This window comes from Lewinella sp. (assembly GCF_050633125.1).
In the GTDB taxonomy this organism is placed as follows: domain Bacteria; phylum Bacteroidota; class Bacteroidia; order Chitinophagales; family Saprospiraceae; genus Lewinella.
Genome location: NZ_JBOEFX010000026.1, coordinates 129,901 through 141,679, shown reverse-complemented (window position 1 = coordinate 141,679; position 11,779 = coordinate 129,901). Strand labels below are relative to the sequence as shown.

Below are 11,779 nucleotides of genomic sequence, written 5' to 3'. Positions count from 1 at the left end.
AAGTCTGAAGTGGAAAGTCTGAGTTCGGAAGTATTCAGCTCACCTCGCACTCGGCACCTTCCCGCACCCCAATCGTACCAGTGCGATCATACATTGAGGCCGCCCCCCGCACCCTCCCGCACTCCGCACATGAAAGCCTGAAGAGGAAAGCCTGAGTTCGGAAGTATTCGGCGCACCTCGCACTCCGCACCTTCCCGCACCCCAATCGTACCAGTGCGATCATACATTGAGGCCGCCCCCGGCACCCTCCCGCACTCCGCACATGAAAGTCTGAAGTGGAAAGCCTGAGTTCGGAAGTATTCAGCGCACCCCGCACTCCGCACCTTCCGATTGTCTATAATTGCTTCGTTTCGGGTTATGTTTCGCAGGGGAAAGGAGGCGTTATACGCGAATCTGTTTTGGCTTGACCATCAACCATCAAACCCCCAAACCATCAATCAACTCGTCATCTACCAGTTGAGCAAGGGTTACTTTTAAGCCCGGTGTCCTATCCATCTCTCGCTGGATCGCTTGGATGGAGCCTTTGTTGCGGGCCCAACTGCGGCGAGCGATGCCGTTGTTTACATCAAAAAACAACATTTGCTGCAAGCGTACGGCTGCTTCGGCTGAACCATCAAGAAGCATACCGAAGCCTCCGTTGATCACTTCACCCCACCCGACACCGCCACCATTGTGGATGGATACCCAGGTAGCACCCCGGAAGCTGTCACCAATAACGTTGTGAATGGCCATGTCGGCGGTGAATTTACTGCCGTCATAGATGTTGCTGGTTTCCCGATAAGGGGAGTCGGTACCACTCACGTCGTGGTGATCACGGCCCAAAACGACAGGGCCACTCAGCTCTCCGTTCGCAATAGCTTGATTGAAAGCAAGGGCAATCTTGGCTCTTCCTTCCGCATCAGCGTAAAGAATACGGGCTTGTGATCCTACTACAAGTTGGTTGGTTTTTGCATTTTTTATCCAGTGGATGTTATCGGCCAGTTGCTGTTGGATTTCTGCGGGCGCAGTAGCTTTTATTTCTTCCAAAACCTTCGCAGCAATGGCATCTGTGTGATCGAGGTCTTTAGCCTCCCCCGAAGCACAGACCCAGCGGAATGGTCCAAATCCGAAATCAAAACACATCGGCCCCAGGATATCCTGCACATAGGAGGGGTACTTGAAGTCTATCCCGTTTTCTGCCATCACATCTGCACCGGCACGGGAAGCTTCGAGGAGGAAGGCGTTACCATAGTCAAAAAAGTAAGTTCCTCGGGCAGTGTGTTGGTTGACGGCCGTTGCGTGGCGGCGTAGGGTTGCTTTGACGGCTAATTCAAAAGCTTCAGGATCATTACGCATCAACTCATTGGCTTCTTCAAAGCTGTAGCCTAATGGGTAGTAGCCTCCCGACCAGGGGTTGTGTAGTGAAGTCTGGTCAGACCCAAGTTGAATGTGGATGTTTTCAGTGTAAAACCGCTCCCAAACTTCTACAATATTGCCAATGTAGGCAAAGGATACCGTGGCTTTATCGGCTTGGGCAGCTTTTACTTGTTGCACCAGGTCGTCGATGTTATCGATCAGTACATCTACCCAGCCTTGTTCGTGGCGCTTGATAGCTGCTTTGGGGTTGACCTCTGCGCAGATAGTGATACAGCCCACGATGTTGCCGGCTTTGGGTTGTGCGCCACTCATGCCTCCCAGACCTGCTGTTAAGAAAATGTGGCCGTGTGGTGTAGCTCCTTCTGGTAGGGTTTTGCGAAAAGCATTCATCACCGTGATCGTCGTTCCGTGCACGATTCCCTGCGGGCCAATGTACATGTAAGAGCCTGCAGTCATTTGTCCGTACTGCGTAACGCCCAGTGCATTATAGCGCTCCCAGTCATCTGGTTTAGAGTAGTTGGGGATCATCATGCCGTTGGTGACTACTACGCGAGGAGCTTCCGGATGAGAGGGGAAGAGACCCATTGGATGACCCGAGTAGACGTGCAGGGTTTGGTCATCCGTCATTTGGGCGAGGTACTGCATGGTGAGCAGGTACTGGGCCCAGTTTTGGAAGACGGCACCATTCCCGCCGTAGGTGATCAACTCGTTGGGGTGCTGCGCGACGGCGGGGTCCAGGTTGTTCTGAATCATCAGCATGATCGCTGCTGCTTGCTGGGATTGGGCAGGGTATTCGGCTACAGGGCGAGCGTACATTTTGTAATCAGGGCGGAAACGGTACATATAGATCCGACCGTATTTCTTCAGTTCTTCCGCAAATTCGGGCGCTAGCGTAGGGTGCCAGTCTGCTGGGAAGTAGCGCAAAGCATTACGAATAGCGAGTTTTTTCTCTTCCGCGCTGAGGATGTCCTTACGTTTCGGTGCCCGGTTGGCATCTGCCGGATAAGGTTTAGGCGTGGGCAATTCAGAAGGAATTCCCAATAAAATTTGCTGTTGAAAGTTTACGGAAGTAGCTAGCATGAGCGTCAAAATTAGGGTTTAAAATTCTTCTAAAAGCGAGGTATAGGTAAAAGCGTTTGGTGTAATGTAGGGCGCTGTTGCGGCAAGTAGATCACCACGTTGCAGAATGCCTAGTGCCGCATTGATATCCTTAGCAAAAATACGGTCTTCGGTTGCAAATGGGATTTGCTGCCGGATAGCAGTATGTGCCGCTTCTAGCACCGGGCTAGAGGTGAGCGGTCGTTGGAAGTCCACGGCCTGAGCGGCACAAAGCATCTCAACGGCCAGAATTTTTTCAACATTGCCACAAACCCTCAATGCTTTGCGAGCGCCGATGGAGCCCATGCTCACGTGGTCTTCCTGCCCAAGCGAAGTGGGGATACTATCGGCACTGGCGGGGAAGCAAAGCGTCTTGTTTTCACTAGCCAGTGCTGCGCTGGTGTATTGAACGATCATAAAGCCGGAGTTGACACCGGTTTCAGTCAACAGTAGTTTGGGTACTCCTGGCGATTTACCCTCTAGGGAAAGGTAAGAACGTCGATCTGAAATATTACCAAGCTCAGACAGCGCCAAGCAGGCATAGTCCAGCGGTAGAGCGAGTGGTTGACCATGGAAATTCCCTCCGCTGATAACTTCCTCTTCGGAAAAAACGATAGGGTTGTCGGTCACTGCATTGATTTCAATTTCTACGGTTTCCTTCAGGTGCAACCAAGCTTGCCGCGAAGCGCCGTGGACTTGAGGCACGCAGCGGAGCGAGTAAGGATCTTGAACGCGGTCACAGTTTTCATGGTCGGCCATAATTGCCGAATCACTTAGGAAATTTTTCATCCGCTGCGCCACGTGTACGGTGCCGGGGTAGGGGCGTACCTGATGCAGCTTGGGGTCAAATGGCGAGTCGGAACCTTGTAGGCCTTCTACCATTAACGCGGCGATGAGGTCTGCATGAACGAGGCAGTTGTGGAAACGTTCCACCAAAAGCACTGCATGAGCTGCGATAAACTGGGTGCCATTGATGAGCGCCAAGCCCGCCTTGGGACCTAGTATCAGTGCTTCCTTGTTGTACTTGGCAAGAATCTCGTTAGTGGGATAGCGGCTACCTTGGTAGAATACTTCCCCTTCCCCTAGTAAAGGCAGGAAAAGGTGAGATAAAGGGGCCAAATCCCCCGAAGCACCTACGGACCCTTGTTCGGGTACCACCGGAATAATGTCTTCCTCTAGTTGCCAAAGCAGGCGATCTAGCACCCCAAGGGCAATGCCAGAGTAACCCTGGGAGAGCGCATGGATTTTCAAAATCAGCATGAGCTTTGCTACCTCCCGATCAATGGGCTTACCTACACCTACACTATGGCTTAGTAAGAGTTTTTTCTGTAAGATGGCGGTATCTTCCTTGGAGATCGTCTGATTGCAGAGAGGGCCGAATCCGGTATTTATACCGTAGACGGCCGCTCCTTGTTCTACAACATGTTCCACAATGCGCTGAGATGCAGCTACCTGTGAGCGGGTGTCAGCAGCTAGTGTTGCGCTGAGTTTTCCGCGTGCGATGGCCAGGGCTTTGCCGGCAGTTAATACATCTTTCCCGTAGTGAAACATAAAAAATAGGTGGTTTAAGCAAATTCAGAACAAAAATACTGGTGTTTTTGATAACTTACAATTCAATTTTTGTAAGAATTGATAACTGTGAGTAATCAAATAGAACTTCGTCATTTTCGGTATTTTCTCGCTTTAGCAGAAACCCTCCACTTTCGGAAGGCTGCGGAGCAACTTTATATTTCTCAGCCAGCACTCAGTAGGCAGATTCAGCAGTTGGAACAACAATTGGGATACCCCTTGTTTGCGAGAAATAATAAGCAAGTGGAGCTTACTGCTGCGGGGCGGTTTTTGCAAAGCGAATTGGCATTGGTACTAAAACAGATCGGTAATTTGGTGAGTCAGGCCGGAGAAATTAGTAAAGGTATTTTGGGAAGCATCCGAATGGGGTACGTAGGTTCGGCGATGCAGAATATTCTTCCAGAGTTGTTTGGTCAGTTCAAAAACCACTTGCCCGGTATTCAGTTTTCTTTGCAGGAGTTGGACAACAATAAGCAGGTGGAGAGCCTACTCAGTCGTGAGATTGACTTGGGGTTTGTTCGTTTGCAAAAAGTACCAGCGACTTTGTCAATTCGACCGGTTTGGGAAGAGACCTTTTCATTGGTGGTGCCATTGGATTTTCCTTTAGCAGAGGGCGGGTTTCTGGATTTGAATGCTTTGCGGAAAGAGCCATTTATCCTGTTTGAGGAAGATTACAGCCCAAGTTATTACGCCAAGGTGATGAGTATTTTTTCGGACAGTGGCTTTACGCCAATTGTAGCGCACAAAACGGTACACGCTAATACGATTTATCGCTTGGTGGAAAATGGTTTTGGGATTTCGATTGTGCCTACTTCTTTGCAAAAGGGTTACCAGCCTTCGGTGCGGTTTGTGGAACTGCCAGAGATTAGCCAGCGGGCGGTTCTTTCCATGATATGGAACAAGGAAAACCAACATCCGGTGCTGCCACAAATATTGGAGATGATAAAAGGAGTCGACACATGAAAGGATTAAAACGGACGGCAGTCATGGTGGTTTTGCGTTGTGAATCGCAGTTTTTGTTGCTCAAGCGAGCCAACGAACCCAATCGCGGTCTTTACGTGCCAGTAGGAGGGAAGGTGGAACCTTATGAAGACCCCTACCAAACCGGTTTGCGAGAAGTAGCAGAAGAGACGGGGATTAGGCTGCAAAAACTCCGCTACATGGGCTCGCTGGTGGAAACCTCACCTGTAGAATACAATTGGTGGTGCAGCATCTATATGGCAGATATTCCGTGGCAGGAAGCGCCGCCCTGCGATGAAGGTAAATTAGAGTGGATAGATTTTTCTGCACTGGAAACATTGGCTACTCCTGCTACCGACTGGCACATTTACCAATACATGGCCCGCGAACAACCTTTCGCTATGCGCGCCATTTTTGATGAAAATTTGAAGATGATCTTTATGGAAGAGGAGATTGAAGGGAAGATTTTGATCTAAAACTTATTCTTCCACATCATGCTTTCCACCGGTTTGATGGTGCGGGTATTGTACTTGGCGTTAGCCTTTTTGTTGTAATAATTTTCAATATCGCCGTCGACCATGAAGTAGATGAGCTGGCCAATGGGCATTCCTGGGTATACACGTACGGGGTGGGTGCAGGAAATTTCGAGGGTCCAGGTATTACAAAAACCTACGTCGCCCTTACCCGCCGTGGCATGAATGTCGATACCGAGGCGACCTACACTACTCTTGCCTTCGAGGAAGGGAACAGTGGCGTGGGTTTCGGTATATTCGTGGGTAACGCCCAGGTAGAGGGTATTGGGGTGGAGCACAAAGCCGTCTTCAGGAATCTCAAAATGTTCGATTTCGTTGTGCTTTTTCGCGTCGAGAATATGGTCTTTGTAATGGGCTAACCACTTGCCTAGGTGTACGTCGTAGGAGTTGGTACCCAAACAGCTGCGGTCGAAGGGTTCAATGACAATTTCTCCGTTGTCGATGGCTTCCAGTATCTTGATATCGCTGAGAATCATAGGTTGTATGCAATTTGGCTGGCGAAGATAGGGAATTGAGTTTAGTGTAGGTATAAATTTGACTAACCAATATACCCTTCCATGGGGATGTTGATTCAAAATGTGACAAAGAAAAAGCATGGAGAGAAATAAAATAATCGGACTCTTTTTGATGACAATTATCGTCGTAATCATTGTAATGAGTTTATCAAGCTCAAAAGATAAGGTTGCATCTAAATCCATTAATGACCCCACTATATTAAGTTATGCACTAGACTTAGAAACCCAGACACTGGGCTTCTATTCCACTGATGATTCGGGGCAATATTTTGAGAATCATGGCCGCCTAAAGCAATGGCTTGCCAGGGAGAATAAAAAATTACTTTTTGCAATGAATGGTGGAATGTACTTACCTGATTTATCGCCACAAGGATTGTATATAGAAAATGGAATCAAGAAAAAGGATATAGATCAGAAGCGTAAGGGTTATGGTAATTTCTATTTATCTCCTAATGGTGTTTTTTATATCACTGATGAGCGTCAAGCTTTTGTAGTAACCACCGACAATTACCTGGGAAAAGACAACCACAGGTATGCAACCCAATCAGGACCAATGCTTTTGATCAACGGAGCGATTCACCCTGAATTTAATGAAGGGTCTACTAACCTACACATCAGGAATGGGGTAGGGGTTTTGCCTGATGGGCAAGTATTATTTGCAATGTCTAAAGAGAAGATCAATTTTTTCGATTTCGCCCGATTTTTCCAAGAACATGGTTGCCAAAATGCGCTGTATCTCGATGGGTTTGTCTCACGTACCTATCTGCCTGGCCAAAACTGGGTGCAAGAAGATGGGAGGTATGGGATCATTATCGCACAGATAGAGTGATTTGTATGATTGCAATGGTACGATTGGGGCCGCACCCCGTACCAAAAGTCCGCACCCTCCGCACCCCGCACCCTCAAAGATTAAGTTTTTGACCTTAAATGCATTAATGCAAAAAGGTACCACTAACTTTGCGCCATGATAAGTCCACTGAAGAACAAGGAGCAGATATTAGCGAAGCTGGGGATCACAGCATTGAATGCCATGCAAGAGGAGGCCCAGTTGGCCATTGAGCATGGTAACGACTTGGTATTACTATCACCTACGGGTAGTGGTAAGACGCTGGCGTTTTTGCTGCCTCTGATAGCGATGTTGAACCCTGAAAGCGAAGAGGTGCAGGCCCTGATCTTGGTGCCTTCTCGTGAGCTCGCGATCCAGATCGAACAGGTTGTTCGTGAAATGGGAACCGGCTACAAAACGAATGCCGTTTACGGAGGCCGACCCATTGCTAAAGATAGAGTAGAGCTGCAAAAACTGCCCGCCATTTTGATTGGTACGCCGGGCCGGGTTGCAGACCACCTGCGGCGGCGCAGCTTCCGTACCAGAGAACTCCAGTATCTGGTGTTAGATGAGTTTGATAAGTCGTTGGAAGTAGGTTTTGAGGAGGAGATGAGTGAGATTGTGAATTCCTTTTCACATCTCAAAAAACGAATACTCACCTCGGCGACCCCAGCGGTGACGATTCCTGATTTTATCCAGCTCAATAAACCAACGCAGGTAGATTTTTTGGGTGATGGCGTCCTCAATTTAGATGTCAGAAGCATTATCTCTCCGACAAAAGATAAGCTTCAAACACTGGGTGCTGCGCTACGACACTTGGGTAACCAGCCAGGGATTATTTTCTGTAACTACAAGGCCAGCATTGATCGCGTGAGCAATTACCTCGACGAGCTGGAGGTGCCACACGCGCTATTTCATGGTGGTTTGGAGCAGCGTGACCGTGAGCGAGCACTGATCAAATTTCGCAATGGTAGCCTACAGCTGTTACTTGCGACCGATCTTGCCGCTCGTGGTATTGATGTGCCGGAGATTAAGTTTATCATCCACTACCACCTGCCGCACCGGGCGGAAGAATTTACCCACCGGAATGGCCGTACCGCCCGGATGCACAAAGAAGGCACCGCCTATGTGCTACACTGGGAAGAGGAAGAATTGCCAGACTTTATAGGTGAACTGCCTGAGCAAATCCTGAATGAAGCCCCATTGCCAGGGGCAGCTGACTGGACAACGGTGTTTGTCTCTGGTGGGCGTGGCGACAAAATCTCTAAGGGAGATATTGCCGGCTTTTTCTTTAAACAAGGTCGAATGCCCAAAGACAGTGTAGGGAATATTGAACTGAAACAAGACTGTACCTTCGTAGCTGTACGACGCAACAAACTCAAGCAGCTGATAGAACTGACTGATAACACCCACTTGAAGAAGCGTAAGGTGCGGGTGTATGAGGTTTAGTTGAAGTCGGAATGCGGAAGTGGGAACTCGGAAGTACTTGGAGCATCTCAAGTTCTAGAAAACACCTAAATCAAGCGTTGTTTTAGAAGTTTTGGTATTGTAAGGGCGATGAATTCTCCTTTAACCTTATCTAAATACTTCCAACTTCTGATCTCCCACTTCCGACTTTGAAACGCGTGAGCTGCCTGGCGGGGCTGCCCGAAGGGTAGAGACCGAACGCAGGGAGGCCGAGTGATAGCGAGCCCAGAAGGGAGCGACCCCGCCGCCGTTTTCATATGTAGAGACGTCGCACCGCTACGTCTCCAACCCACCAGCAAAAAGCCCCAAACGAAGCCAAAAGGCGGGGGCACGCCCAAAAAAAAGGGGATAATTGACTAATTATCGGGCCATACGATGAAAAGGTCGTATAAAAATTTTTTCTTTACACAATGAAGGAAACTAGCACGACTGCTACCTCACTGCCTGGTGATCCAAATTTGCCGAGCAGTGATGAGGAAATCGCAGCACTCTCAACACATATACCCTCGCAGTTGAACTACGCTGTGGAGGATTTTTTTCGTTTGCCGGAACAGACGGCTTTTCAGTTGTCACCAGATGGGAAATACTTGGCCTTTCTAGCGCCTTATCAACGACGTAATAATATTCATGTACGTCTCTTGGGAGAGGAAACGGCCGTACGGATCACTCAGGAAACCGACCGTAGTATTGGTAGTTTTTTCTGGGCCAGTGACCAGCGCATTGTTTTTGTGAAAGACAGTGGTGGTAATGAAAACTATCAGCTTTTTGCGGTAGATAAAGATGGTGCTAACCCGCGTGATTTGACGCCTTTTCCTGAGGTGACCATCCAGATCATTGATGATTTATACGATGATGAAAACGAACTCATCATTGGTTTGAACAAGAACAATCCTCAGCTTTTTGAGCCTTATCGAATCAATATTCACACGGGTGAGATGAAGCAGTTGGCTGAGAATACCGACCCGCTGCAACCTATCGTACAATGGCTGACAGACCACCAAGGCCGCTTGCGGGTAGCTATTCGGATGGTCGGTGGTGTGAATGAGCAGCTTTTGTATCGCCGAAAAGAGGAAGATGCCTTTGTGGTAGTGAGCGAAACAAGTTTTAAGGAGAGCTTGAGCCCCTTGTTTTTTGATTTCGATGATGGTGACGTCATTTTCACCGCTTCCAACCTGGAGCGTGACAAAATGGTGATCATCAAATACGATTTGGCGGAAGGTAAAGAAGTAGGCGAACCCGTTTTTGCACATCCCGATGTAGATGTGAGCAGTTTACATTATTCGCGCAGGCATAAAGTGCTGACGGAGGTGAGTTATACCACCTGGAAGCAGCAGCACCATTTCTTTGATGAGGCTCGCCGCGCTCGCTATGAAGCTTGGCGCAAAGCCTTGGGGGATTACGAAATAACGGTGGTGAGCAAGGATAAAGCAGAGGAGCGCTTCTTGCTGCGTACCTATAGCGACCGTTCACTAGGAGCTTATTATTACTATGATGAGACGTTGGATGCACCTGAATTGGTTACAGAAGTGAGCCCCTGGTTGAAAGAAGAAGACATGGCACCGATGAAGTCGGTGACTTACCAAAGCCGCGACGGGCTGACGATACAGGGCTATCTGACCTTGCCTTTGGGGCATACTGGCGCCCCGTTGCCGGTGGTGATCAACCCGCATGGAGGGCCGTGGGTACGCGATAGTTGGGGCTACAATCCGGAGGCGCAGCTGCTGGCCGGTTGTGGTTATGCCGTATTTCAAATGAATTACCGGGCCAGCACTGGTTACGGGCGCTCTTTTTGGGAAGGGGGCTTCAAGCAGTGGGGCCTAACCATGCAAGATGATATAACTGACGGTGTAAACTGGCTGATCGCCGAGGGCATTGCCGATCCAGCTAAAGTAGCCATTTATGGTGGTAGCTATGGTGGTTATGCTACGCTGGCAGGGATAACATTTACGCCAGATCTGTACACTTGTGCGATTGACTATGTAGGGGTGAGCAACTTGTTTACGTTTATGCAAACAATCCCTCCTTATTGGAAGCCTTACTTGGATATGCTCTACGCTATGGTAGGCCACCCGGAGGAGGACGAAGCGCAGATGCGCGCGACTTCACCCGTTTTTCATGTCGATAAAATCCGTACGCCGCTGTTTGTGGCCCAAGGTGCCAACGACCCACGTGTAAATATTGATGAGTCGGATCAGATTGTGCGTCAGCTGCGGTCGCGGGGAATAGAAGTGCCTTACTTGGTGAAATACAATGAGGGGCACGGCTTCCAAAATGAAGAAAATCGATTTGAGTTTTATCGTTCGATGCTCGGCTTTTTGGGCAAGTATTTGGGGTGAGTTTTATTTTAGTAATTTGCTTCTATGATTGAAGTAAAAGAATTGAGTAAAGTCTTTGGCGAAACCATCGCCGTAGATGCCCTTTCATTTCGGGTAGCAGAAGGGGAGACCTTGGCGCTGCTAGGTACTAGCGGGAGCGGTAAAACCACCACCTTGAAGATGCTCAATCGCCTGATTGAGCCCAGTGAAGGAGAAATATTACTAAAAGGAGAAGACGTCCGTGAGTTACCTTTAGAGGCGATGCGCCGTAGGATGGGCTACGTGATTCAGGACGTTGGTTTGTTTCCACATTATACCATTGCCGAAAATATAGCGATAGTGCCACGCTTACTGAAGTGGTCCGAAGCGCGTATAGCAGCACGTTGCCAGCTTCTGCTAGAACGCCTAGATTTAGCTCCTGAAGTTTTCTTGACTCGTTATCCGCATGAACTCAGTGGTGGGCAACAACAACGCGTGGGTATTGCTCGGGCTTTGGCTGCCGAGCCCCCGGTGTTGTTGATGGATGAACCCTTTAGTGCGTTGGACCCAATAACTCGCCAGGAGTTACGACGGGATTTTCGAGAATTGGAGGCTTTTCAGCAGCAGACCGTCATATTGGTTACCCATGATGTGGTGGAGGCTTTTGAATTGGCCGATCAGATTTGTCTTTTAGACAAAGGGCAGTTGCAGCAAATGGGTAGTCCGCGCGAATTACTTTTTAGCCCAGCCAATGATTTTGTCCGCAATTTTTTCGCTGCTCAGCGCCTGGGACTGGCTTATCAGGTACTGATGGTTGATGATCTTGAAGGGCTGAATAACACCGTTCCATCAGTCTCTTTTCAAGAGGTGCCATTTCTGCGTACAGCATCTTTACAAGAGGCATTGGAGCAATTATTGGCACCAGGTCCCAAGGCCAAAATGGGTGTTAATGAAGGAGGCCAATGGTTTTCGCCAGCTCAAATTACCCAAACAGCGGTTGCATTTTTGCAGGAAGCATAATAACAGTATCAGGTACAGGGTGCAGGGATATTGATAAAACCATATTGAACGCTATACCAATTACCTCGTACAGTGAGGTTTTATATCATTGAGCTTGCCAATATTAATGGTAGGTCAGAATCAAACGTCACGATAATACCA

General features: G+C 48.7%; 9 protein-coding genes. 6 read left to right on the top strand and 3 right to left on the bottom strand.

Annotated features, from left to right (window positions below; translation table 11 throughout):
- Nucleotides 1-417: 417 nt before the first annotated feature.
- Nucleotides 418-2,436, bottom strand: a complete 2,019-nt coding sequence (locus tag ACRBG0_RS08440; RefSeq protein ID WP_431486461.1) for a urocanate hydratase — start codon at nt 2,434-2,436, stop codon at nt 418-420.
- A gap of 18 nt (nt 2,437-2,454) precedes the next feature.
- Nucleotides 2,455-4,005 carry a histidine ammonia-lyase gene (gene hutH, locus ACRBG0_RS08435; RefSeq protein WP_431486460.1) on the bottom strand — a complete coding sequence of 517 codons (1,551 nt, stop codon included), beginning with the start codon at nt 4,003-4,005 and terminating at the stop codon, nt 2,455-2,457.
- A gap of 87 nt (nt 4,006-4,092) precedes the next feature.
- On the opposite strand from hutH, the gene ACRBG0_RS08430 reads away from it, so the two are divergent.
- Nucleotides 4,093-4,986 carry a LysR family transcriptional regulator gene (locus ACRBG0_RS08430; protein WP_431486459.1) on the top strand — a complete coding sequence of 298 codons (894 nt, stop codon included), beginning with the start codon at nt 4,093-4,095 and terminating at the stop codon, nt 4,984-4,986.
- Complete coding sequence (locus ACRBG0_RS08425) at nt 4,983-5,459, top strand: NUDIX hydrolase (RefSeq protein ID WP_431486458.1); 477 nt, start codon at nt 4,983-4,985, stop codon at nt 5,457-5,459. The genes ACRBG0_RS08430 and ACRBG0_RS08425 overlap by 4 nt, the downstream gene beginning before the upstream one ends.
- On the opposite strand, the gene dcd is transcribed toward ACRBG0_RS08425, so the two are convergent.
- Nucleotides 5,456-5,992, bottom strand: coding sequence for a dCTP deaminase (gene dcd / locus ACRBG0_RS08420; RefSeq protein ID WP_431486457.1), 537 nt, complete (start codon nt 5,990-5,992; stop codon nt 5,456-5,458). The genes ACRBG0_RS08425 and dcd overlap by 4 nt on opposite strands.
- A 118-nt stretch (nt 5,993-6,110) precedes the next feature.
- On the opposite strand from dcd, the gene ACRBG0_RS08415 reads away from it, so the two are divergent.
- From ACRBG0_RS08415 to ACRBG0_RS08400, 4 genes are all read left to right on the top strand, one after another.
- Nucleotides 6,111-6,860, top strand: a complete 750-nt coding sequence (locus ACRBG0_RS08415; protein WP_431486456.1) for a phosphodiester glycosidase family protein — start codon at nt 6,111-6,113, stop codon at nt 6,858-6,860.
- A 135-nt stretch (nt 6,861-6,995) separates the two neighbouring features.
- Nucleotides 6,996-8,306 carry a DEAD/DEAH box helicase gene (locus tag ACRBG0_RS08410; RefSeq protein WP_431486455.1) on the top strand — a complete coding sequence of 437 codons (1,311 nt, stop codon included), beginning with the start codon at nt 6,996-6,998 and terminating at the stop codon, nt 8,304-8,306.
- A gap of 428 nt (nt 8,307-8,734) precedes the next feature.
- Entirely contained in the window at nt 8,735-10,660 is a 1,926-nt protein-coding gene (locus tag ACRBG0_RS08405) for a S9 family peptidase (RefSeq protein ID WP_431486454.1), read from the top strand.
- 24 nt (nt 10,661-10,684) lie between these two features.
- A complete protein-coding gene (locus tag ACRBG0_RS08400) occupies nt 10,685-11,638 on the top strand; it encodes an ABC transporter ATP-binding protein (RefSeq protein ID WP_431486453.1) in 954 nt (317 codons plus the stop codon).
- Nucleotides 11,639-11,779: the final 141 nt, after the last annotated feature.

Bases quoted from the DNA above. Each gene is read 5' to 3' on its own strand.
- ACRBG0_RS08440 (WP_431486461.1), bottom strand. From the start codon at position 2,436: ATGCTAGCTACTTCCGTAAACTTTCAACAGCAAATTTTATTGGGAATT.
- hutH (WP_431486460.1), bottom strand. From the start codon at position 4,005: ATGTTTCACTACGGGAAAGATGTATTAACTGCCGGCAAAGCCCTGGCC.
- ACRBG0_RS08425 (WP_431486458.1), top strand. From the start codon at position 4,983: ATGAAAGGATTAAAACGGACGGCAGTCATGGTGGTTTTGCGTTGTGAA.
- dcd (WP_431486457.1), bottom strand. From the start codon at position 5,992: ATGATTCTCAGCGATATCAAGATACTGGAAGCCATCGACAACGGAGAA.
- ACRBG0_RS08415 (WP_431486456.1), top strand. From the start codon at position 6,111: ATGGAGAGAAATAAAATAATCGGACTCTTTTTGATGACAATTATCGTC.
- ACRBG0_RS08410 (WP_431486455.1), top strand. From the start codon at position 6,996: ATGATAAGTCCACTGAAGAACAAGGAGCAGATATTAGCGAAGCTGGGG.
- ACRBG0_RS08405 (WP_431486454.1), top strand. From the start codon at position 8,735: ATGAAGGAAACTAGCACGACTGCTACCTCACTGCCTGGTGATCCAAAT.
- ACRBG0_RS08400 (WP_431486453.1), top strand. From the start codon at position 10,685: ATGATTGAAGTAAAAGAATTGAGTAAAGTCTTTGGCGAAACCATCGCC.